This is a genomic window from Mammaliicoccus sp. P-M59 (assembly GCF_022386135.1).
Lineage (GTDB): Bacteria > Bacillota > Bacilli > Staphylococcales > Staphylococcaceae > Mammaliicoccus > Mammaliicoccus sciuri_A.
Map to the genome: position 1 here is coordinate 759,949 of NZ_JAJNJJ010000001.1, position 23,926 is coordinate 783,874.

General features: G+C 32.3%; 26 protein-coding genes. 9 read left to right on the forward strand and 17 right to left on the reverse strand.

Going from position 1 to position 23,926, the window contains the following annotated elements:
• Positions 1 to 119 precede the first annotated feature (119 nt).
• The gene (locus LQ617_RS03660) at positions 120 to 1,265 is read left to right on the forward strand and encodes a nucleotidyltransferase (RefSeq protein WP_037587478.1); all 1,146 of its coding nucleotides are present in this window, start codon (positions 120 to 122) and stop codon (positions 1,263 to 1,265) included.
• A 19-nt stretch (positions 1,266 to 1,284) separates the two neighbouring features.
• On the opposite strand, the gene coaD is transcribed toward LQ617_RS03660, so the two are convergent.
• On the reverse strand, positions 1,285 to 1,779 hold the full coding sequence (coaD, locus tag LQ617_RS03665; RefSeq protein ID WP_037587476.1) for a pantetheine-phosphate adenylyltransferase: 495 nt from the start codon (positions 1,777 to 1,779) through the stop codon (positions 1,285 to 1,287).
• Positions 1,772 to 2,326: a 16S rRNA (guanine(966)-N(2))-methyltransferase RsmD gene (gene rsmD / locus LQ617_RS03670; protein ID WP_239739581.1), complete on the reverse strand. Its 555-nt coding sequence runs from the start codon at positions 2,324 to 2,326 to the stop codon at positions 1,772 to 1,774. The genes coaD and rsmD overlap by 8 nt, the downstream gene beginning before the upstream one ends.
• A gap of 81 nt (positions 2,327 to 2,407) precedes the next feature.
• Between rsmD and LQ617_RS03675 the strand changes: the two genes are divergently transcribed.
• Entirely contained in the window at positions 2,408 to 2,797 is a 390-nt protein-coding gene (locus tag LQ617_RS03675) for a DUF7147 family protein (protein ID WP_025904643.1), read from the forward strand.
• Here the strand turns inward: LQ617_RS03675 and LQ617_RS03680 are convergent, their stop codons facing one another.
• The gene (locus LQ617_RS03680; RefSeq protein ID WP_037587474.1) at positions 2,798 to 3,064 is read right to left on the reverse strand and encodes a DUF2129 domain-containing protein; all 267 of its coding nucleotides are present in this window, start codon (positions 3,062 to 3,064) and stop codon (positions 2,798 to 2,800) included.
• 158 nt (positions 3,065 to 3,222) lie between these two features.
• Between LQ617_RS03680 and LQ617_RS03685 the strand changes: the two genes are divergently transcribed.
• Entirely contained in the window at positions 3,223 to 4,137 is a 915-nt protein-coding gene (locus tag LQ617_RS03685) for a glycerophosphodiester phosphodiesterase family protein (protein WP_037587473.1), read from the forward strand.
• 50 nt (positions 4,138 to 4,187) lie between these two features.
• Here the strand turns inward: LQ617_RS03685 and LQ617_RS03690 are convergent, their stop codons facing one another.
• Both LQ617_RS03690 and LQ617_RS03695 read right to left on the reverse strand, forming a co-directional pair.
• Entirely contained in the window at positions 4,188 to 4,628 is a 441-nt protein-coding gene (locus LQ617_RS03690; RefSeq protein WP_037587470.1) for a YlbF/YmcA family competence regulator, read from the reverse strand.
• 14 nt (positions 4,629 to 4,642) lie between these two features.
• Positions 4,643 to 5,710 (reverse strand): CAP-associated domain-containing protein, encoded by a 1,068-nt coding sequence (locus LQ617_RS03695; RefSeq protein ID WP_037587467.1) that lies wholly within the window; start codon positions 5,708 to 5,710, stop codon positions 4,643 to 4,645.
• Positions 5,711 to 5,878: 168 nt separating this feature from the next.
• Between LQ617_RS03695 and LQ617_RS03700 the strand changes: the two genes are divergently transcribed.
• Together LQ617_RS03700 and ytvI are read left to right on the forward strand one after the other, a co-directional pair.
• Entirely contained in the window at positions 5,879 to 6,250 is a 372-nt protein-coding gene (locus LQ617_RS03700; protein ID WP_025904648.1) for a YugN family protein, read from the forward strand.
• Positions 6,251 to 6,330: 80 nt separating this feature from the next.
• Complete coding sequence (ytvI, locus tag LQ617_RS03705) at positions 6,331 to 7,377, forward strand: sporulation integral membrane protein YtvI (RefSeq protein ID WP_204188695.1); 1,047 nt, start codon at positions 6,331 to 6,333, stop codon at positions 7,375 to 7,377.
• Between the two features lie 51 nt (positions 7,378 to 7,428).
• On the opposite strand, the gene LQ617_RS03710 is transcribed toward ytvI, so the two are convergent.
• The 7 genes from LQ617_RS03710 to cyoE form a co-directional block, all read right to left on the reverse strand.
• Positions 7,429 to 7,890 (reverse strand): DUF420 domain-containing protein, encoded by a 462-nt coding sequence (locus tag LQ617_RS03710; RefSeq protein ID WP_037587463.1) that lies wholly within the window; start codon positions 7,888 to 7,890, stop codon positions 7,429 to 7,431.
• An 11-nt stretch (positions 7,891 to 7,901) separates the two neighbouring features.
• Positions 7,902 to 8,855, reverse strand: coding sequence for a cytochrome c oxidase assembly factor CtaG (gene ctaG, locus LQ617_RS03715; RefSeq protein WP_037587461.1), 954 nt, complete (start codon positions 8,853 to 8,855; stop codon positions 7,902 to 7,904).
• A 150-nt stretch (positions 8,856 to 9,005) separates the two neighbouring features.
• Positions 9,006 to 9,359 (reverse strand): cytochrome C oxidase subunit IV family protein, encoded by a 354-nt coding sequence (locus LQ617_RS03720; protein ID WP_037587459.1) that lies wholly within the window; start codon positions 9,357 to 9,359, stop codon positions 9,006 to 9,008.
• A gap of 1 nt (position 9,360) precedes the next feature.
• Positions 9,361 to 9,990 carry a cytochrome c oxidase subunit 3 gene (locus LQ617_RS03725; protein ID WP_025904653.1) on the reverse strand — a complete coding sequence of 210 codons (630 nt, stop codon included), beginning with the start codon at positions 9,988 to 9,990 and terminating at the stop codon, positions 9,361 to 9,363.
• A complete protein-coding gene (gene ctaD, locus LQ617_RS03730; protein WP_025904654.1) occupies positions 9,990 to 11,891 on the reverse strand; it encodes a cytochrome c oxidase subunit I in 1,902 nt (633 codons plus the stop codon). Before ctaD ends, LQ617_RS03725 begins: the two co-directional genes overlap by 1 nt.
• 23 nt (positions 11,892 to 11,914) lie before the next feature.
• On the reverse strand, positions 11,915 to 12,982 hold the full coding sequence (coxB, locus tag LQ617_RS03735; RefSeq protein WP_037587457.1) for a cytochrome c oxidase subunit II: 1,068 nt from the start codon (positions 12,980 to 12,982) through the stop codon (positions 11,915 to 11,917).
• 38 nt (positions 12,983 to 13,020) lie between these two features.
• Complete coding sequence (cyoE, locus tag LQ617_RS03740; protein WP_037588060.1) at positions 13,021 to 13,926, reverse strand: heme o synthase; 906 nt, start codon at positions 13,924 to 13,926, stop codon at positions 13,021 to 13,023.
• A 357-nt stretch (positions 13,927 to 14,283) separates the two neighbouring features.
• On the opposite strand from cyoE, the gene LQ617_RS03745 reads away from it, so the two are divergent.
• Entirely contained in the window at positions 14,284 to 15,195 is a 912-nt protein-coding gene (locus tag LQ617_RS03745) for a COX15/CtaA family protein (protein ID WP_037587456.1), read from the forward strand.
• A 51-nt stretch (positions 15,196 to 15,246) separates the two neighbouring features.
• Here the strand turns inward: LQ617_RS03745 and LQ617_RS03750 are convergent, their stop codons facing one another.
• The 3 genes from LQ617_RS03750 to LQ617_RS03760 form a co-directional block, all read right to left on the reverse strand.
• Positions 15,247 to 18,693 carry a pyruvate carboxylase gene (locus LQ617_RS03750; protein WP_025904658.1) on the reverse strand — a complete coding sequence of 1,149 codons (3,447 nt, stop codon included), beginning with the start codon at positions 18,691 to 18,693 and terminating at the stop codon, positions 15,247 to 15,249.
• Between the two features lie 136 nt (positions 18,694 to 18,829).
• Positions 18,830 to 20,029, reverse strand: a complete 1,200-nt coding sequence (locus LQ617_RS03755) for an FtsW/RodA/SpoVE family cell cycle protein (RefSeq protein WP_239739583.1) — start codon at positions 20,027 to 20,029, stop codon at positions 18,830 to 18,832.
• Between the two features lie 66 nt (positions 20,030 to 20,095).
• On the reverse strand, positions 20,096 to 20,371 hold the full coding sequence (locus LQ617_RS03760; protein ID WP_025904660.1) for an Fpa/YlaN family protein: 276 nt from the start codon (positions 20,369 to 20,371) through the stop codon (positions 20,096 to 20,098).
• 141 nt (positions 20,372 to 20,512) lie between these two features.
• On the opposite strand from LQ617_RS03760, the gene LQ617_RS03765 reads away from it, so the two are divergent.
• Together LQ617_RS03765 and LQ617_RS03770 are read left to right on the forward strand one after the other, a co-directional pair.
• Complete coding sequence (locus tag LQ617_RS03765) at positions 20,513 to 20,995, forward strand: hypothetical protein (protein ID WP_025904661.1); 483 nt, start codon at positions 20,513 to 20,515, stop codon at positions 20,993 to 20,995.
• Positions 20,996 to 21,000: 5 nt separating this feature from the next.
• A complete protein-coding gene (locus LQ617_RS03770) occupies positions 21,001 to 21,147 on the forward strand; it encodes a DUF2197 domain-containing protein (RefSeq protein WP_075578086.1) in 147 nt (48 codons plus the stop codon).
• Positions 21,148 to 21,183: 36 nt separating this feature from the next.
• On the opposite strand, the gene LQ617_RS03775 is transcribed toward LQ617_RS03770, so the two are convergent.
• Both LQ617_RS03775 and typA read right to left on the reverse strand, forming a co-directional pair.
• Positions 21,184 to 21,522: a YlaH-like family protein gene (locus LQ617_RS03775; protein ID WP_037587446.1), complete on the reverse strand. Its 339-nt coding sequence runs from the start codon at positions 21,520 to 21,522 to the stop codon at positions 21,184 to 21,186.
• A 5-nt stretch (positions 21,523 to 21,527) separates the two neighbouring features.
• Positions 21,528 to 23,375: a translational GTPase TypA gene (gene typA, locus LQ617_RS03780; RefSeq protein ID WP_037587443.1), complete on the reverse strand. Its 1,848-nt coding sequence runs from the start codon at positions 23,373 to 23,375 to the stop codon at positions 21,528 to 21,530.
• Positions 23,376 to 23,595: 220 nt separating this feature from the next.
• Here typA and LQ617_RS03785 point away from each other — a divergent pair, with 220 nt between their 5' ends.
• Positions 23,596 to 23,781 (forward strand): DUF5325 family protein, encoded by a 186-nt coding sequence (locus tag LQ617_RS03785; RefSeq protein ID WP_037587440.1) that lies wholly within the window; start codon positions 23,596 to 23,598, stop codon positions 23,779 to 23,781.
• Positions 23,782 to 23,926 lie beyond the last annotated feature (145 nt).

Genomic DNA, 23,926 nt, shown 5'->3' on the forward strand with positions numbered 1-23,926 from the left:
TCACCTCTTACAAACACAAAAATTATTGTAACCTTAACGACAATGTTTGTCAAGATTTTTTCTTAACATTCATTATCTGATACAATACTTATGATGAAGTGAAATGGGAGGAAATGCAAATGAAAAGTGTTGCTTTAATAACAGAATATAATCCATTTCATAATGGGCATGTATATCACGCAGAATCTTCTAGAAAATTAACAAAAAGTGATGTTGCTATTTCTATTATGAGTGGTTCTTTTACAATGCGTGGAGAACCAGCAATTTTAAGTAAGTTTAAGCGTGCCGAAATGGCCATTCAATATGTAGATTTAGTTATTGAATTGCCCCTTGTATATGCCATATCATCTGGTGATTTATTTGCTAAAGGCAGCGTTCAAATAGCAGAACAACTTGGATGTGACACATTATCTTTTGGAAGCGAATCTGGAAATATTGACGATATTAAACATGTCATTAAAGAAATAGAACAAGTATCTAAAAGTGAAAAATACAAACAAATGTTGAAAGAAGGAAAATCACACCCGAGAATTATTTCAGAATTAATACCTCATAATCAAATGCTTAAAGGTTCAAATAATTTACTCGCAATTGAATATGTGAAACATATCATGCAGCATAACTTAGCAATAGAACCAACAACGATTCAAAGAAAAGATAACATGTATTTAGATGCTCATTTAAACGAAACAACACACATTTCAAGTGCAACTTCTATACGTAACGCCTATTTTAGACAGGACGATACATATCAATTAAGTTTACCGATAACAAGTTCAAATATATTAAAGCACGCTCATGCAGTTAACTGGGATCACTTTTTCCCATTATTAAAATGGACAATATTAAGAGCTACCCATGAAGAATTGCGAGACATATATATGATGACTGAAGGATTAGAATATAAAGTTAAAAAAGAAATTAAAGAAAGTACGAACTTTGAAATGTTTGTACAAAAGCTCAAATCTAAGCGATATACGTGGACAAGAATACAACGCTTGTTAACCGCAATTTTGTTAAACGTTTCGAATGAACAAGTTTCTGAATATAATCCAACTGCCATACGTGTACTTGCAATGTCTAAAAAAGGACAAGCATATTTAAAATCTATTAAAGAATCATGTCCGTTACCTATCGTTACAAATGTAAATAAACAAACAGCTGCTCACTTCACTAATGAAATTAAAGCAACAGATTTATATCAATATATTTCAGGTGATTCTGATACTGATTTTAATAAACCAGTCATAATAAAAAACGCATGACATATGCATGCGTTTTTTATTATGATTCTTTATTTTTTATTTTTTCTTTCAATGCTTTATTCACATTTTCAGGAACAAATTCCGAAATATCGCCGTCAAATTGTGCAACTTCTTTCACAACACTTGAACTTATAAATGAATAATGATTATTTGTCATCATATATAATGTTTCAATGTCGTCATCTAGTTTTTTATTCATAGATGTCAATTGCATTTCATACTCAAAGTCGCTAACAGCTCTTAACCCTCTTACAATCGTGTTAGCATTTATTTCTTTGCAAAAGTCTACAAGTAACCCATGAAATGAATGCACCACTATATTTGGTACATCTTGTACCGCTTCTTTAATTAATTCAACACGCTCTTCTGTACTAAATAAGCCTTTTTTAGAACCATTTTTCAATACAGAAACATGAATCTCATCAAATATTTTTGCACTACGCTTAATAATATCAATATGTCCTAATGTTATTGGATCAAAGCTACCTGGAACAACTGCTATTCTCTTAGTCATTGTCTTCTCCTTTTGTTAGCAACATAACATGCGTCAGTCCATATTCATACTTTTTAAGAACTTTGAACGCACCCGTATCTATGTCTTCACTTTTATCAAATTCGCAAATTATTGTACCATTTACATTTAATAAGTCAAACGCTTGAATTTTTTCTAATGATTGATCTATGAGCGATTTTCTATAAGGTGGATCTAGAAATATATAATCAAACTTAATATCGCGTTTATTTAAAGCTTTTAACGCTCTAATTGCATCATTTTTATAAACTTCGTATTGAGTTTCAGGTATATGTAATGTATTTAAATTTTCTTTTATCATTTTAGTTGCTTTGAAATTACCGTCCACAAAAATCACTTTATCTAAACCTCTAGACAATCCTTCGATACCAAGTCCACCACTACCAGCAAACAAATCTAACCCGATACCTTCTAATTCTTGAAGGCTATTAAAGATATTTTCTTTCACTTTATCTGTAGTCGGTCTCGTTGATTGACCATCTATTGTTTTTATATGAAGTCTCTTGTATTTTCCACCTATTACTCTCAATGTTAATCATCACTTTCTTTATTATTAATTATTATTTATACTTATCCATATAGTATTTAAACGAAAACGAGGTTTATAAAAATGAAACAATCATTTATCGTCATCGGTCATGGCCTAACTGATTTATTTGAATTTCAAACGTTAATCGAATATAACCATGAACGTATTTCTGACATTATTATGTTACATACACCATTATCTAAGGAGAAACTATCTTCAGCTTGTATCATTATGAAGCCTACTAAAGGTCAACATTTTCAAGCGATTTACATGATAATGGAAGGTATTAAATATCCTTACCCTGACTCAAATAAAAAATTCGATTTAATCAATGAATGGGCTAATGCATATCACATACAAGTTAAAGGTCTTGATGTTAAATCACGTGCTGATTTCGCTGAAGATGAACTTTACTTCGCCTATTTAAAAGGTGTATTAAGACTTGAAAGATACTTGCCTCCGCTTCAATAGTTAAAAGTTTAAATACTCTTTTTTGTCCGTATTTGAATTAGAGTAATCTCTTTTAACATATTTAAATGGTGAAACTTTTACATCTTTAACATATTTTAGTTTCATTAAATGTTGAACAGTATCGTCTATTTTATCTTCATTTGTATATAACATGACGTATTGTTCTTTTCTATGTGCAAAGTATATATTACCAAACTTGCGTAATTGTCGTTCGTGTTTCATATTCTTTAAATATACGACAATACTGATTCGTTCTACTAATTCCATCAAAATAACCTCCTAACGCTTTTTATTTTTATATTAGCACTTTCTATAAAATGATGAAAGAAGATAACTCCAAGCACATGTGACTTGCTTTCTTATCTTAAATCAATTTGATAGAATATATATAAGTCTTTATTTGCATTTCGAAAGGATAGGATAACATGTCAAAAATTAATTTATTAAAAACAACAGGTCTTATCGGAGGCATTGTTGCGGGTTCTTGGATTGTGACAAAAGCAACATCAAACGTTAAACCACGTACGATTAAACCATTCTTTACACAACCAGCTCCTTATGTATTCGCTCATCGTGGAGGCATGGCGTTAAGACCAGAACATACACGCTTAGCTTTTGATCATGCATTAAAATACGAAGTAACTGGATTTGAAGTAGATGTTCGACTTACTAAAGATGAAGTACTTGTTGTAACACATGACAACACAGTCGATCGTACAAGTAACGGTTCAGGGTATGTAGGTGATCATACATTAGAAGAACTACGCCAATTAGATTTCGGATACCACTTCAAAGATATTAATAACGAGCATCCTTATAGAGGAGATGCCAAAGCTAAAATCGTCACTTTAAAAGAGTTATTAACTGAATATCCAGATGTCTTAGTAAATATAGATATTAAAGACCATCCTGAATCATATAGTGGTAGTTTAGCACCATCACACTTATATCGTTTAATTACAGAACTTAAAGCTGAGGATCGTGTTAATATTACAAGTTTCTATGATGAACAAATTGATCGCTTTAATTTATATGCTCAAGATTCAATTGCATTAGGTACAGGTCAAAGCGAAGTAGCTAAAGCTTTCATAGCTTATCAATCAGGATATGGTCATACGTATCAACCTAAATCCGATACATTCCAAATTCCAATACAAGCTAAAGGGCTTCCTTTAGACTCAGAAGGTTTCATTCAATTTTTAACATCACTTAATATATCTGTTGCTTATTGGGTTGTAAATCAAATCGATACAATGGATGATTTAATTCAAAAAGGTGCACATACGATTGTAACTGATCGCCCAGATACTGCACACTTCTTAATAAAAAAACAATACTAATTTTAAAAAGCTTTCCATCTGTCAAATGACAAATGGAAAGCTTTTTTATGTTATGTTGAACATCCACAAGAACCACCAGTAGAACAACCACCACCATGTGACTCACTACTAAAGAATGGATTACCTGTATCCACTTTAACATTGCTTGAAACTGAATAAGAAACAATGCTAATCACTTCATCTAATAAATCTTGTAAAGCAGTTTCTTTAGTCTTAAATTCAGAAACAACTGGATGCATTTCATATGCTCTCTTTTGTTGTCTTGTTTCTTTCATAACTCTACTGTAATCAGGATGATATCTGCCAAATCTTAAACAATCATCATAATGTGATTTTATTTGATCAAATTTTTGTCTTAATATTTTAACTTCAAAATTTGTTTCAAGTTGATGTTTTGCTTCGATGTATTCTTGATAAATATATGAATCTTTAATACATGCACTTAGTTCGTCTGATTGATCAAGTATATCAACTGTTTCTGCAGTAAACATAATATGATTCCCCCTTATTCTTTATTTTCTTTGAAAACAAGTGAATAGTATTCGCGAGAATTACCAGCACCAAATTCATCATATTGACTACCTAATAACTTTTCTCGATACGTGTTGTTGTTTAACCAGCTATTGATAAGTGTTGGTACATCATAGAAATTGTATGCTAAATTTTGGTTAATGGACTCATATTCAATCTTTTGATTATTGATATGTTTTGTGATGCCATCTTCTAGAGATTTAACTGCCTCTTCTTCATCGATATCATCTTCAATTAAATCTGCTTCCATTTGTGTTATATACGTAAGTTGATCATTAATCTGTAATGGTTTGACATCTTTCATTTCTCTAATTTCATTAACAATTTCAAGAAGTGATAAATCTTTATTTATATGTGATTGGAAGTCTTGTTTGTCTGTTCTCTTTAAATCTTGACCTTTGTCATTATTTATCTTAGTCATTGAAAATGGTGCATGCTCAATAACAGCATCTGAATCCATAAATTGTACGCCCATCACTTCATTTGTTTCACTATCAATTAAGACTTGCGCATAAACATTACCGTATTTAATCAGTAATTGTGTCTTGATATCACGTTCAGATAATTCTAATTGATATTTTCCATATGCACTTTCAACAACTGGTTCCATATCTATATTTGTACCATTAAAAATCTTTGTTGCATCTTGTTTCATTTTAATTGGTGAAACATTCACTTTATTTCCTGTAGCAAATACTGAAGAGACTTTATCATTTTTAGTAGATATTAAATAATAGTGCTCTTTATTTTTGAAGACATAATTCTTTCTACCGTGCTCTGCCTTATATACCCTATCTGGTTGTCCTAAATCATTTATGACTTCTTTAATATTTTTATAGACATATGTACCTACGCCTTCTTTCAACTTTGCATTGCCAGTTGATTTTTCAGCTTGTTGCTCATAATAATTCTCATTTGCTTTATCATGAGAGTAGTTAGGATTCTTTAAAACATCAAATTCTAATTTAGGTGAATAGAATAAATAAAAGAGTACAATGATTAAAATAGTTATTGCTACAACTTTTATGATAATATTTTTCAACTATTTACCTCCTCATTTATTCCTATATTCAATTATATCATTTTACAGGAAAACATTTACCTAAATCAATCGAAATGTTGTCATATTTGTTAAATATAAATGTACATTGCAACATTGGCGCTTTTATCATAAAATAAACTTAAAGGTACTTAGAGGGAGGAAAAATACATGGTATTTGATAATACAGGTCTTGAGAAGGTTATCATTGAACAAGAGCTATTAAAAGATGTTATGAATAAACATGGTTTTATTGCTGGAGGACATTGGGATTATGAGCGTATTACTTATGATTTTAAATATGAAATAAGTGAAGGTGTCTATTACTTAAGAATTCCAGGTTATGCACTTAAAGGGGACATCGGTGCCAATAACGCAACAATTCAATTAATGGATCCATATCTCGGTAAACACTACTATCCAACAGGTGTAGAATACGGAGATGATGAAGTTTACCCAGATAATTTAGTTGCACATTGTAACTTATTAATTGAACGTATCACATCAGATATTAATGCATTAAATACATTAGGTGCGCATTAATTAAAATATTACTAACAGAGTAGAGACGTGATATTTCACGTCTCTTTATTTATATATAAATGAGCAAAGAGGTCATCATTATGAAAAAATGGATAAACAAACGAAACATAAGCATATTTATCATTATAGTTTTATCTATTCTATTTATTTATTTCATATTACCGATATCAATACCTTTAATAACAGCACTTGTTATCGCATTAGCACTCAATCCGCTCGTTAATAAACTTACACATAAAATTAAAAGCCGGAAATGGAGCGTAACGATTATTTATACGTTACTCCTTACGATAACAGGATTTGTTATATTTTTATTTTTAACAAAATTAATAGACCAGATTGTGCTATTTATTAAAGATTTACCTAATAAAATTAATATACTCATCAATGTAATTGAACAATATAACGACAAAATGAAAGCTATTTTACCAGATGAAATGGCAGTTACAATCAACAAGGAACTGCAGAACTTTGTAGCATCTTTAAGAGATTCAATCGCAAATTATTTAAGCGTTGAAAATATAACAGAAGTTGTATCTTCTTTACCCGGTTTTATAATAAGTCTTGTAGTGTTTCTTGTAGCATTGTTCTTATTTATGTTAGAAATACCAAATATTCATAAATTTATTAAACAACATCTATATCCGTCGACTTATCATGAAATTTATAAAATATACAATAAAATTGGCCATTCTATTATTGGAATGATATCTGCTACCATCGTATTAAGCTTTATAACTTGGTTATTTACATACGTTGGTCTACTGATCATTGGTGTAGATTCAGCGTTTATCATCAGTTTATTTATATGGTTTATAGATATCTTACCGATAGTTGGTGCAACAGGTTTTACAATTCCGTGGGCAATCTATGCTTACATAGTTGGAGACCCGACGCTCGGTATTCAACTAATTATACTATCTGTTATATTACTCGTTCAAAGAAAAATATTAGAACCTAAAATATTCGGTACAGGTGTTGGTTTATCTCCACTACCTACTTTAATATCCATGTTTATCGGTTTAAAATTACTAGGCTTTATTGGATTCTTTATCGGACCATTATTCTTAATCGTTATCAAAACGATACTAGAATCTGGTCTTATAAAAACAGACTTTAAAATATAATATATACAAAAAACCTCTCAACCCATTATATACGGATTGAGAGGTTTTAATTTAATGTCCTAAAATTGCTTTTATCATAGATGTTGTATCGCCACCATGATAGAACACATATAATAATAAATAAACGGCAACACCTGTAATAGCTGTACAGAACCAAATAATAGATGTTACTGGCCCAAATTTACGGTGTCTATCCAGTTTGTTCGTCCAACCTAAATAAATCGTATAGATCCCCATCACTGCCCCGACAGTCGCTAGTGTTATATGGAAAATCAAGAAAATTGTATAATAAATTTTGATATTATCCGGTCCACCAAATGAAGTATTTCCAATAAATACTGTTCTACTAGCATAAATGGTAAAGAATACAACTGCCGCAACTGCTGCAGATATCATAAACTTTTTGTGTGTTTCAATTTTTCGTTGTGCAATAAAGTACCATCCGATAGCAACTAAAATAGCGCTTAATACGATGAAAGTTGTACTTATTGTCGGTAAAATTGGTAAATTCATTTTCATACATCCTATCTAAATTGATTATATAATGCTTTTTGCTCTTGTAATTTTCTCAAGCTATCTTCAGTGATTTGCTTTTCATTTTTTCTCTCATATCTAAACCATCTCATGAAAATGATATATAAATAAATACCAAACACGATTTCTTGCATAACTTTCATGATGACACCACCTGTTTGCTGATCTTCTAAAGGTGTAAAATTCGTAAAGTATTCTGGACCAGATAAACCTGTTCCTTGAACGACTGAATTTAACGTATCAGCTGGTACACATAAAGTCATCGCACCAAGCCATGCTTTACCTGACGTGTATGTTTCATACATTGCAGAACCGCTAAATATGATAAGTCCACATGAAGGTGTTAACAACACACCGATAAAGAAGATATATAAGATTTTCTTAATGTTACTCATGTGCAGTTCTTCAGGAATATGTTTGTTAAATATTGGATGCCACATAAACCATGCACTTATGAATAAAATAATCGTATATAACTCATGCAAAACTAGATCTTGTTTTAATGTATCTAACACAAGTGGTATATGATATACAGAGAATAAACCGTTAAAAAGAAAAATTGCTAATATCGGCTTTGTAAATAATTGAACAATCTTATTAATTACAGGTAGTTCTTCCACATATTTGATGATGTATTCTGGGATAGCAAAATATAGCAATGGAACTACAATTAAAAATAATAAAGCCATTTGCAACATATGGAAACTAAATATGATATGTGAAAGCAGATCAATAGGTCCACCTTCTAATAAGTATATCGTTAACATTAAGATAACGAAAAGTGTCGCTTCACCTTTTCTTAAAGGTCTTCCACCAGGTATATCTTTATACCATTTTCCACAAATTAAAAAGTATAAAATAATTACACACAATACGCCTACAAAGAAGAATGGCGTCCAGTTTGCCCAAAAACCGAATATAGATATTGAGGTTAAGTTACCCATCTCTTTACACTTCCCCACTTAGTCATTACTTTTATTATAAAATTTAATCCATCGTTAAACAACCCAACAATGTAAATAGTTATGACAATGATATGACCAAATAAAAAGACTCGAGAACTTATATAACAAAGTTCTCGAGTCTTTTATAAATTATTTTGTTTTTACGAATAACGGATCGCCTAACCATACGATGTAAATAAACGTTACGATGAACGATAATCCGAAGAATACACCCGTAATCATAAATAATTTTGATATACCATGTTTTTCAGCTTTCATATGCATGAAATAATAGAATTGTAATACAACTTGTAGTACTGCTAATCCTAAAATAACTGGTATAACGAATTCTTTAGGAAGTTCTGCAGCAACTAATGCGAAAGCAATAAAAGTAACAAAAATCATAATAGCGAAGTTTGTAACTTGCATACGCATTTCTTTTGTACTTTTACGCTTCTTATAATCTCTAAGTGCTTGTGCGTCATGATTTAATTGTTGACTCATATTATCCTAACGCTCCCATCAAGTATACTACTGTAAAGATAAACACCCATACAACGTCAATGAAGTGCCAATATAAAGCAGCAGTATTAAATTTATGTGCATTATAAATACTTAATCCTCTAGCTCTATTACGGAAGATGAGTAATGTTAACCATACTAAACCTATAAGTACGTGGAATCCGTGTGTTCCTACTAAGAAGTAGAAGGCACTACCGAAAGCACTTGAACGGAATGTATGACCTTGATGTACATACTCTACGAATTCATAAATTTCTAATCCTAAGAATCCTAATCCTAACAGTATTGTAATACCAATCCAAAGGAATAATCCTTTAGCATTGAAATTACGCATATGATATAAAGCATACACACTTGTTAGAGATGATGTTAATAATAACATCGTCATTACGAACGCTAATGGTAAATGGAATAAATCTTTAGCTAATAAATGATCTTCACTTGGTACAGCATCTTTTAGTGCTAAGTAAGTAGCGAATAGTGATGCGAATAATGCAACCTCTCCACCTAAGAACACCCAAAATCCTACGAGTTTGTTCTTACCTTCCATAGATGCTGTTTCAGGATGGTTTGGCCAATTGTCAGCTGTAAATTTTGCTTCTTCATGTGACATTAACGCTCACCCCTTTCATACTCTAATAACTCTTCTTTAGAAATATGATGACCGTGATCATCTTTAAGTGATCTTACAATCATACTTCCTGCAGTAATACCTAAACCAAGAATCAATACGTATACTGCCCATGGTTTTTCATGTAAATCTTTAACTGCATCTAAAGCCCATTCTTTACCATCTGCAAAGTATAAAGCACCGAATGCAGCTACGAATAAACCGAATGCTTGCATAAATGGAATAAATGAATTATTAGGCATATGAATCTCATCTAAAGATTCAGCTGGAAGAATTTTTCCGTCACCTTGAGTTTTTTCAATCCATAATGCATCTAATCCACGAACTAATGGTGTTTGTGCAAAGTTGTAATGAGGTGTTGGTACTGGTAACGCCCATTCTAAAGTACGGCCGTCTCCCCAAGCATCTTTTCCAACTTTTTCACCTTTAGCTAATGTCATGATTACATTGATAACTTCAGTAATAACAGCTACTGCCATGAATAGCGCACCAATTGTTGATACTAAGTTTGGTATGTCATACCCTTGACCAGGTAAGTATGTAAATACTCGACGTGGCATACCCCATAGTCCTAAGAAATGTTGAATTAAGAATGTTAAATGGAAACCAATAAAGAATAACCAGAATGTTACTTTACCTAATTTTTCACTTAACATTTTACCAGCTATTAGCGGGAACCAATAATGTAAACCAGCTAATAATGCAAATACTACACCACCAACAATTACGTAGTGGAAGTGAGCAACGATAAAGTATGAGTCATGTAATTGATAGTCAGCTGGTGCTGATGCTTGCATGACACCTGTTACCCCACCCATAACGAATGATGGAATAAAGAATAACGCATATAACATTGGTGTTGTGAATTCAACGCTACCGCCCCATACAGTTAGTAACCAGTTGAATATTTTCACACCAGTTGGAACAGCAATTGCCATTGTTGCAACAGCGAATATAGCGTTAGCTACTGGACCTAAACCTACAGTGAACATGTGGTGAGCCCAAACCATGAATCCTAAGAAACCGATTAATACTGTAGCGAATACCATCGCTGAATAACCGAATAAACGTTTTCTAGCGAATACAGGTATAATTTCAGAGAATATACCAAACGCTGGTAATACTAAAATGTATACTTCTGGGTGTCCAAAGATCCAGAATAAATGTTCCCAAATAATTGTGTTACCACCTTGAGAAGCAACAAAGAATGATGTACCAAACATTCTATCGAAAATTAATAAGAAAATACCGATAGTTAATGGTGGGAATGCAAATACGATTAATGTAGAAGCAACAAATGTTGTCCAAGTCATTAATGGCATACGCATATACGTCATACCAGGTGCTCTCATGTTAACGATTGTAGCTACAAAGTTAATACCAGCAATTAATGTACCAGCACCAGAGATTTGTAACCCTAGAGCATAGAAGTTAATACCATGCCCTGCCGATTCTAAAGATAAACTTGCATAAGATGTCCAACCTGCGTTAGGCGCTCCACCTAAAATCCAAGATAAGTTTAAGAAAATTCCACCGAAGAAGAATAACCAGAAACCTAATGCATTTAAGAATGGAAATGCAACATCTCGTGCACCAATTTGTAATGGGACAACTGCGTTCATATAACCGAATAACAAAGGCATTGCGGCTAAGAATATCATTGTTGTACCATGCATTGTGATAATTTCATTAAACAGTCCAGCTGTAACAAAGTCGTTTTCTGGAACTGCTAACTGGATACGAATTAACATTGCTTCGATACCACCGATAGCAAAGAATAATCCCCCAGCAATTAAATACAAAATAGCAATTTTTTTGTGGTCGACTGTTGTTAAATAGTCCCAAATAGTCGATCCAAACCCCTTTTTACTTTGAGTAGACACTAGAGTAACCTCCCTTTCAATTCTTACTTATCAACTTTTCTTTCCATTAAGTAGGCAGATAAAGCGTCAATGTCTTCATCAGAAACTTTATATTGACCAGTCATCTTATTACCAGGTTTAACGCTTTCTGGGTCTTTAATCCATTTTTTAAGATTTTCTTCATCATGTTTTAAGTAACCTGCAATTAAATCACGATCACCAAAGTTAGTTAAGTTAGGGCCTTTAGCGCCATCTCCAGTTGGTGTAACAGCGTGACATCCTGCACATGATTTGTTAAATACCTTTTCACCCTCTTTAGCTTGGCTAGAAGTAGCGGCTACAGGTTTTTTAACGTCTTTCATATCTTTAACCCATTTATCAAAATCATCTTGTGGTAGGGCTTTCACTTTAAAGTCCATTAAAGCATGTGATGGTCCACATAATTCAGCACACTTACCATAGAATAGATTTTTGACTTCTTTAGCTCTTTTATCATCGAATTTTAAGTAGAATTTATTAATACCTTCTACGTTAGTATCCAATTTTCCTCCAACTGCTGGTACCCAGAATGAGTGTTTAACATCAGCTGAATGTAATCTGAAGTAAACTTTCTTATCAGTTGGTACAACCAGTTCTTGGCTGGTAACAATTTTTTCATTTGGATAACTAAACTCCCACCAATAAAGGTTAGCAGTTACATCAATAACAAGTTCTTTACTTTTACCTTTTTCATCTACTTTATCGATTGCTTTCGTATCTCCAAGTGAGAACGTTAGCATAACAGTAGGAATTGCTAGAATAATAAGTAAAATGATTGGGATGATTGTCCAAACCAATTCTAATTTATGATTTCCTTCAACGTCTTTAGGTACATAATCTTCACCTAATTTTTTACGACGGAATTTAATCATTGCAAATAAGAATATAACAACAACTACAACAATAACTAGCAACATAATGCCTATTGAAAGCATTAGTAAAAAGAATTGTTTATCAGCCACTTCACCAGCTGGGTGAAGTACTGATAAATGTTTTTGTCCACAACCTGCTAATACAAACAGCAAAGTAGCAAGCAAACCGAACATTTTCGTGTTTTTTAAACGTGTCTTCATTCGTTTAACCCCTCTTTCATGCATTCATTCATAATTAATTATATTAATTGTATAACAGTTACGATAACTGTCATGACAAAGAAAATAACAAGATAATTTAAAGAAAAAACAAACATACTCGTAGCCCATTTTGATTTGTTTATTTCTTTTTTAAATCCATATAAAGCTAATAACATCCATGCTAAGTTGAGCAGTGTTGCAATAACGATAAACACTGTACCAAGTTGCGTCATTAAGAACGGTATCGGTAATAATAGAACTACCCAAAACAACATACTTAAACGCGTTCTATTGAAGCTTTTAACTGACGGTAACATTGGTATATTAGCTAAGGCATATTCATCTTTACGACGATAAGCTAAAGCATAAAAATGAGCAGGTTGCCATGCAAATAACACTAAGAATAGTGTCCATGCTAATGGGCTTAATGATGGATCAATACTCGCCCAACCGATTAACGGCGGTATTGCACCTGGAAAACTTCCTACAACTGTATTCCAAACGGTATGTCTTTTTGACCATATTGAGTACAGTACAACATATCCAAATATACCAAGTAATCCAATTATGCCAGTTGGAATATTTATCATGAATAATAAAATTTCACCCACAATCATTAATCCGAAACTTAATTGAATTAAGTGGCGATTACTAATACGTCCATTTACTGTAGGTCTCTTTTGTTTTGAAGGCATGATAGAATCGATATCTTGATCGTAATAATTGTTTATAGCACATGCTCCGCCCATAATTAAGGTTGATCCTACCATCATTAATAGAACAACCGGTAAACTGTGGAAGAAGTTAAATCCACCAAATACTATTGCAAGCCACGCACCTGCAAATGTTGGGATCAGATTTCCTTGAACAAGACCCATTTTAATGATGGCTTTAATTTCATACAAAGTGAGACGACCAGTTTCTATTTCTTTCTCAGAAGTCACACTATATTGATTTTGTTGCAATTTTGTCCCTCCTTCCATTATCTTTCACATATAACTCAATGATATATGAAAATTGTCACATAATCTATACATTTTTGAAACAAAATTTTGACATTTTATTACTTATCCTTTGTTCGCATAAAAAGTCATTATTGTGTAACATTTACAATGCACATTCATTGTTATACTATAGATATTAGTGTTTAAATTAGAATCGTATTAAAGTAAGAATAATTGTTAATACGTTGTTCTCTTAAATTCTATCATATTTTGACATATAAATAAGGTTTATTTTAGAATAAAACTCATTTTATAGTACTATAAATATCAATTTTAATTTTACTTGAGGTGTTCGAATTGTTTAGTGATAAATTTTTAAAATGGCTATCTACTATAGCGACAATTGTGATGCTCTTTGTCCAATTAGGTGGCGCATTAGTTACTAAGACTGGTTCCGCTGATGGTTGCGGAAACTCTTGGCCATTATGTCATGGCTCTGTTATACCTGCAGATTGGCCAGTTGAAACGATTATAGAATTAGCACATAGAGGCGTATCTGGACTAGCACTTATTCTTGTTTGTCTACTTACTTATATAAGTTGGGTCAAACTTGGTCATATTAGAGAAGTTAAACCACTTTGTATTACGAGTATTGCATTTATTTTTGCACAAGCTTTAATTGGCGCAGCTGCTGTAATTTGGCAACAAAATGATTTTATTTTATCTCTACATTTCGGAATATCACTCATTAGCTTCGCATCAGTTTTATTATTAACATTAATTATTTATGAAGTTGATCAAAAATTCGAAGCTACAAGCTTAATAATAGATAAACACTTAAAGTTCCACACTTATGCTGTTACATTATTTATATATTTTGTAATTTATTCAGGGGCACTTGTAAGACATGCAGATGCAAGTTTAGCATGTTTAAGTTGGCCATTATGTAGAAACGGTGAAGTCGGACTACCTCAAAACTTTTATGAATGGGTTCAAATGTCACATAGAACTTTAGCTTTCATCATATTTATTTGGATATTATATATATTCATACATGCTTTCAAAAATTATACACAATACCGCGTTATTAAATACGGTTGGACATTAGCTTTTATATTAGTTTGTTTACAAGTAACAACAGGTGCTTTATCAGTTATCACACGCGTTAATTTATTTATCGCACTCTTCCACGCATTATTTATAACAATGCTATTTGGATTATTATGTTACTTTATCATGTTAATATCACGATCTAAACGTCGAAGTTAACATACAAAAAGCCGCTTAAATCATTCGATGATTTAAGCGGCTTTTAATTTATTATGCTTTATCGATTGTAATAATCAAATCTTGTGTTTGAATACTGTCACCAGCTGAAACGTAAATATTGCTTACCGTTCCATCAAATGGCGCTTGTATTGTTGTTTCCATTTTCATTGCTTCAGTAATGATAAGTGCGTCACCTTGTTTCACTTCATCACCTTGTTTTACTTTCACTTCTGAAATTGTACCTGGCATTTGAGCTCCGATATGAGATTCATTACTTAAGTCTGCTTTTTGTAATACTGCCTCAGATACTTTAACATGTTCATCTTTAACGTATACTTTTCTTGGCTGACCATTCAACTCATAGTATACCCAACGATGACCATCTTCGTATACATGACCGATAGAAAGTAATTTAACGATTAAGATCTTACCTTTATCAATTGTTATTTCTACCGTTTCATTTTTCTTCATACCGAATAAGAATGTAGGTGTATCTAACAATGATAAGTTTCCGAAACTTTCATATGTCTTAATATATTGTTCGTATACTTTAGGATAAATGGCATAACTGATTAAATCTTGTTCCGTTACTTCCTCTTGTTGTTTAGCTTGTAGTTCTTCACGCAATGCATCAAAATCAACAGGCTCTAACAATTCTCCTGGTCGTTTTTCAATTGGTTGTTGCCCTTTTAAGATGACTTTTTGTAATTCTTTATTAAAGCCATTTACCGGTTGACCAATTTCTCCTTTAAAGAATGAGACAACTGATTCAGGGAAATCTAGTGAACGGCCACGTTTAATGACACTTTCTTCATCTAAATCATTTTGAACCATGTATAATGCCATGTCCCCAACTACTTTAGAAGAAGGTGTTACTTTTACGATATCACCAAATAATAAGTTAACACGTTTATACATGTCTTTAACTTCATTAAATCTTTCACCTAATCCTAAACTCTTAGCTTGTTGACCAAGGTTAGAATACTGTCCACCTGGCATCTCATGTTGATAAATTTCAGTATGTGGAGAACGAATATCACTTTCAAAATCAGAATAATAGTTTCTAACTGTATCCCAATATTGAGATAATCTTTCAAGACCATCAATATTTGTTCTAACATCTCTTTCATTACCACTTAATGCATAGTATAAAGAGTTAGCTGAAGGTTGTGATGTTGTACCACTCATACTTGCTACTGCAGTATCGATTACATCGACACCTGCTCTAATCGCACTTTGATAAACAAGTAATCCGTTACCACTCGTATCATGAGTATGTAAATGGATTGGAATATCAATTTGTGTCTTCAATTCACTAATTAATTCATAAGCTGCTTTAGGTTTTAACAATCCAGCCATATCTTTAATACCAAGGATATGTACGCCTTCACGTTGTAATTCTTTAGCTAGATTAATGTAATACTCTAAAGTATATACATTAGATCTTTCTGGATTTAAGATATCGCCTGTGTAGCAAATCGCACCTTCAGAAATTTTACCTGATTTTTGTACCGCTTCATTTGCGACTTTCATTTGATCTAACCAGTTTAATGAATCGAATATTCTAAACACATCGATTCCAGCTTCAGCACTTTCTTTAACAAATTTTTCAATCACATTATCAGGATAGTTTTTATATCCAACTGCGTTTGATGCTCTTAATAACATTTGGAATAACACATTTGGAATTTTTTTGCGTAAGCGTGTTAACCGTTCCCATGGATTCTCTTTTAAGAAGTTGTATGCCACATCAAATGTTGCACCGCCCCACATTTCTAATGAAAATGCGTCATTTAAATATTTAGCTGTTTCAGGTGCAATTTGTAACATATCGTAGGTTCTCATACGTGTTGCTAATAATGATTGATGTGCATCTCTAAACGTCGTATCCGTCAATAGCACTTCTTCTTGTTCTTTTAACCATTTACTTACGCCTTCAGGTCCATGTTGTTCTAAAATTTGTTTCGTACCTGATAATGATGCAATTTCTTCATTAGATACTTCTTCTAATTTGAACTTTTCAAAGTGTGGTTTTTCTCGTTTTTCAACACCAGGGAATCCATTTACCGAAATGTTCCCGATATATTGTAACGTCTTTGTACCTCTATCTCTGGTCGGTGTAATATCAAATAGTTCTGGGTTGTTTTCTAAGAATTTAGTTGTATATGTACCCTTCGCGAACTTCTCGTGATTTACCACATTATATAAGAATGGAATATTTGTTTTAATACCTCTTATTCTCATTTCTTTAAGAGAACGTAGCATTTTTTCAGTCGCTTGTCTTAATGACATAGCATGTGTTGAAACTTTCACTAATAATGAATCGTAATAAGGTGAAATTTCTGCACCTTCAAATCCATCACCAGCATCTAGTCTTACACCGAAGCCACCACTTGAACGGTAAGCAATAATTTTACCTGTATCTGGCATGAAGTCATTTAAAGGATCTTCAGTTGTGATACGACTTTGAATTGCAAAACCTAAAGTAGTAATGTCTTCTTGTTGTGGCATTTCAATTTTGTCACCAAATAATGATTCGCCTTCAGCAACTAAAATTTGCGTCTTAACAATATCGATACCTGTTACCATTTCAGTAATGGTATGTTCTACTTGTACACGTGGATTGACTTCAATGAAGTAGAATTCATCTCCTGAAACTAAGAACTCAACCGTACCTGCATTGACATATCCGATTTTCTTCATTAAGTCTAATGCGACATTACAAATACGATGTCTCAGTTCATCACCTAATGAAACAGATGGTGCAACTTCTACAACTTTTTGATGTCTACGTTGTACTGAGCAATCTCTTTCATATAAATGAACTAAGTTTCCGTGTTCGTCACCTATGATTTGAACTTCAATATGTTTTGGTTGATCTATGTATTTTTCGACATAAACTTCGCTATTTCCGAAAGATTTTCCAGCTTCTGATTTAGCTCTTTGGTATGCATCTTCTAATTCACTCGCATTATTGACGATACGCATACCTTTACCACCACCACCAGAAATGGCTTTGATGATAACTGGGAAACCGTGTTCTTTAGTAAATGCTTCTACTTCCTCAAATGATTCAACCGCACCATCAGTTCCTGGAATAACTGGAACATCTGCAGCTATAGCTGTCGCTCTTGCTTTTACCTTATCCCCAAACATGTCTAAATGTTTAAGTTCTGGTCCGATAAATTTAATACCTTCTTCAGCACATCTCTTTGCGAATGTTTCATTTTCACTTAAAAAGCCATATCCCGGATGAATCGCATCGACGCCTGCTTTTTTGGCAACTTTTATAATTGCTTCTATATTTAAATAACTTTCAGTTGGTCCAAGATTTTCATCTACTAAATATGACTCATCTGCTTTATATCTATGCAATGCCCCTAAGTCTTCATTAGAATAAATCGCTACTGTTTCAATATCTAGCTCTGTTGCTGCTCTAAAAATTCTGATTGCAATCTCGCCTCGATTGGCTACTAATAATTTATTTATTTTGCTCATATTTGGAGGCTCCCCTCAATGTATTTGAATTTTCTAAAAACAATATATTAGTCCATTATATAAAAATTGCGAATTATATTCTACTATAATCCGCAATTTTTATATAATTTATTAATTTGTTTGATTAATTATACATTTATCTCGTGCTTTGACGACTCTCAATTCTTATTTGTTTAGCCGTTAATAATAGTATACCTGTCGCGATACTTAAACTTAACATAGAGGATCCGCCAAATGTCATAAATGGCAATGGAACACCTGTTAAAGGAATTGTTCCTGATATACCAGCTAAGTTTACAAAAGTTTGAATACCAATATAACTTGAAATACCTACACATACTAATTTAAAGAAATATGAATCCGTAAGGGCTGCATATAAGAAACCTTTATATACAATGAACCCAAGTAATCCTATTATGAATAACACGCCAACTAAGCCTAGTTCTTCAGCGATAACTGCAAAGATAAAGTCTGTATGCGGTTCAGGTAAATAACCTAATTTCATAATACCGTTACCTAGTCCTTTACCAAAGAGGCCTCCGTTACCGATTGCTAATAATGAATTAGCTAAGTGATATCCGATACCACTTTCATAGTTGAAAGGATTCTCAAGTACATGAAAACGGTCAGCTTGGTGTTGTGACAGAATGCCACCTTTAAACACTATACTAAAGATAACCAGTAATACCACACCTGCAAAAATTGGACCAGACCATTTTAAAATTGCTTTAATACCAATACCTGAATATGCGAAGATACATAATACAATCATACATAGTATCAACGCCTGACCTGTATCATTTTGTAATAAGACTAATCCAATACAAGTACCAATCAAGAATAAAGGCATCATCAGTGCAAGTTTAAATTGTTTAAGTCGATTTCGTCTTTTATCAATAATGAATGATAAGTATAAAATCATTGCAACTTTCAAAATTTCAGATGCTTGTAAGTTCATAAATCCTAAGTTAATCCAACTTTTTGCACCGTTAATTGTCGTACCAATAAGTAAAGTTAACACGAGCAAACCAAATATTGTGAATATGACAATTTGTTGTACTCTTTTATTCTTTAAAATGTTAATGTGCATAAAATACGACATAAAAAATACAATAAAAAATCCAACTATACAATATAATAACTGCCTTACAAAAAAGTAAGTACCCGATACTGGGATACCTCCTGTTAAAGTACCTTTTGTAGCAGCTACCATACTTGCGCTGTATACCATCACTAAGCCAATGAATGATAAAATGATATAAGTAATTAACAATGTAAAATCTATGTATTTTGAGTAATTCTTAATGTACTGGAAAAACCTCTTAATATATTCCATCGACTCATTCCAATTCTAAAAAAATAAGTCTAAAGAAAGATTTCTCCTCTCTAGACTTTGTATAATTTAAGCATTTGTGAAAGCATCATGCAATTTAGATAGTTCCTTTTCTAAACTTGCCATAAGTGTCTGACCCTTTTCTCTATCAACAAGTCCAATTTGTACTGCAAAATCTACTTCCTTTTGAAGACCAAACATTTGCGTATCTAAAACTTCCTCATATAAAGGACATTGTGGCATAGTTAAGTTGTCCATTTGTACCTTTATTAACTGAAGGATTTTTTCAGAATCGTTATATAATTGGTCATATGCCCTTTGACAAATTTCTGAATCGTAATGCATGACATACTCCCCCTTAATCTTTTTAAGTTTCTATACTTATAAAATTTTAGCCTACAAATCTGAAAATTGCAAGCGAAAACAGAAGGTTATTAATTACAAATATGTTAAAATTGAATTGTGAGATTGATAGGAGTGAAAAAATTGATACAAATTAAAGGAAATACGAAGTTTAATATTACGTTAGATGCAACAACATGGATTTTTGATGATCGCAAAGTAAAAATTGAAGATTTAGAGCAAGGTATCTTTAATGGCGAAAAGCCAATTGAATTTGAAAATAATGTTGCATGGAACCGTGCAATCCTTGAAGGTGCTACAAATCCTCCAACATTAAATAGTGAAACAACTTATAAAAGACGTTCATTTTTAAAAGATACTTATGTTATAAATGCGATGCCTTTCATCAAAAATGCTGAACCGAATGAAAGCGCTACAAAAGTAGTCTTAAAAAATGATCAAGATTCAATTGATATTCCAATTGAACAATGGCCATATTTATTTTTCCAATTTTCTAAAGAAGGTAAAATGATATATAAAGATGGAAAAATCGACGCTTTTACTTATGATCAAGAAAATGGTTACCAAAATAAATTCAGTTATGTTTCAGACATAGAGGTTGTTTAACCATGATTATGAAAGTAAAATGTATTATTTGTGATTCTGTCGTTAATTTAGATTCTAAATCTAAAGAAGCAAAAAGATTAAGAAATCACCCAATCCGTACATTTATGTGCGATGATTGTAAAGCAAGACTTGATAAACCTAAATCAGAATAAAAATAAAAAAAGGCAGCTCTTACGAGCCGCCTTTTTTTATTGTTGTTTACCGCTACTTCGTTCTTTATGAAGTCTGTAACGATATAGACCTAAAACAATTGCTGCTATTATTAAACTTTCTCCTACAGGCAAGAATACCGCTAGAAATGTTAATAATAAACAACCTAAAAACAGTAATATATAGATAATAATGTTTTGCCAAAACTTTAGTTTTCTTGCAAACCCTAAATTATAAACAATCGCACTTAATACAAAAATCGTTAATAATAAAAGCCACATACCAAGTTCTGGGTTCTCATCTACTCTAAATAACTTACCAAAAAATGAAAGCCTTTCTGTTGGATTAACACTTACATTTTTAGCAACTAAGAGCATCTATATCACTCCTCTTCTTGTTCAGCCATTTTTTGTCTCTTCTGAGCTCTTTCTCTTTCTGCTTTATCTAAAATTTTCTTTCTTAAACGAATTGATTCAGGTGTTACTTCAACTAATTCATCATCATTTAAGTATTCTAACGCTTCTTCAAGTGTTAAAATTCTAGGTTTTTTCATTGTTGTTGTTTGTTCTTTAGTAGCTGAACGGATGTTGTTAGCTGCTTTAACTTTTGTAATGTTAACAGTTAGATCGTTTTCACGAGTGTTTTCACCAACAATCATACCTTCATAAACTTCAGTACCTGGTTCCATGAAGTTTACACCTCTATCTTCTAAGTTCAAGATAGCATAAGTACTTGCTACACCTTTATCGATTGATACAAGAACACCATTTCTTCTTCCACCAATACGTCCTTTAATTCTTGGACGGTAAGAATCGAATGTATGGTTAATGATACCATAACCACGAGTCATTGACATGAATTCAGTAGTGTAACCAATTAATCCACGAGCTGGAACGATAAAGATTAATTTAGTTTGGCCATTTTCGTTAGATTGCATATCAACCATTTCACCTTTACGAGATCCTAAAGATTCAATAATTGCACCTGTATATTCATCAGGAACATCAATTTGAACACGTTCATAAGGCTCAGATTTAACGCCATCTATTTCTTTAACAATAACTTGAGGTTTAGAAACTTGTAATTCATAACCTTCACGTCTCATATTTTCAATAAGAATAGATAAATGTAATTCCCCACGTCCTGCTACAACCCATGCATCAGGTGAATCTGTAGGTGTTACACGTAAAGATACATCTGTTTCTAATTGTGTTTCTAATCTTTCTTCAATCTTACGAGCTGTTACGTAAGTACCTTCTTTACCAGCGAATGGAGAATTATTAACTGAGAATGTCATTTCTAATGTTGGCTCATCAATTCTTAAAATTGGTAAAGCTTCAACATGATCTTGAGGCGTAATTGTTTCACCTACGTTAATATCTTCCATACCACTAATAGCGATTAAGTCACCAGCGTATGCTTCATCAATTTCTATACGATTTAAACCAAAGAAACCAAAGATTTTTGTAACTCTGAAGTTTTTAACGCTACCGTCAATCTTAACTAATGATACTTGTTGTCCAACTTTAATTGTACCTCTGAATACACGTCCTACACCAATACGTCCAACGTAGTCATTATAATCTAATAATGCAACTTGGAATTGTAATGGTTCATCTCTATTATCAACAGGTGCTGGTACATATTCTAAAATTGTTTCATATAGACATTGCATGTTATCGTCTTGTTTATCAGACTCTAAACTAGCAGTACCACTTAATGCAGATGCATATACAACTGGGAATTCAAGTTGCTCATCATTGGCATCTAATTCAATAAATAAGTCTAATACTTCATCTACAACTTGTTCTGGTCTTGCAGAAGGTTTATCAATTTTATTAACAACTACAACTGGTTTTAAATTTTGTTCTAATGCTTTTTTAAGTACGAAACGTGTTTGAGGCATCGTTCCTTCATAAGCGTCTACTACTAATACAACACCATCAACCATTTTCATAATACGCTCAACTTCTCCTCCGAAGTCAGCATGTCCAGGTGTATCTAGTATATTGATACGGTGATCTTTATAGTCAATTGCCGTATTTTTAGCTAATATCGTAATACCGCGTTCTTTTTCAAGGTCGTTTGAATCCATCGCACGTTCTGCTATATGTTCATTTTCACGAAAAATACCAGATTGCTTTAATAATTCATCTACTAAAGTTGTTTTTCCGTGGTCAACGTGGGCAATAATCGCAATGTTACGTACATTTTCTCTTAAATTAGTCATGCAAAAAATTTTCCTCTCCGATTTAAATTAATCGACATTTATTCGACTTAAATTTATAACTTGATAATTATAACATAAATCGTTTGAAAAATAACTATTATTGAACAGATTTACTCAAATTTCCATATTTTTTATTTAGTACCGTTTTAATCAACAGGTTGATTTTTCTTTAAATGTGAAGCATAATAAAATAATGAAAACGGTTAAAGGATGGATATAAATGAAGAAATCTAAAGCAATATTCGTACTACTTGCTTTAATTGTAACATTTCTCCTTTTAGTGTTTAGCTTTGCATTAGCAGAAGGTTCTATGTTGTTTATGTTATTAGCAGTATTGTTAATCGTGGCAACAATGGGATTTGGTTTTACACTTAAAAAGAAATACCGCGAAAACGGTTGGCTATAAACATCATACGACATCAAATGAAAAGCATATCGCTTAACAAAACGTTAAAGTGATATGCTTTTTTGATGTGTTAAATTTATTTGTAAGGTGTTTAACGGAGATGGTATTGATAGTTAGTTGATAGATATTGTTAGGATCTTGTTAG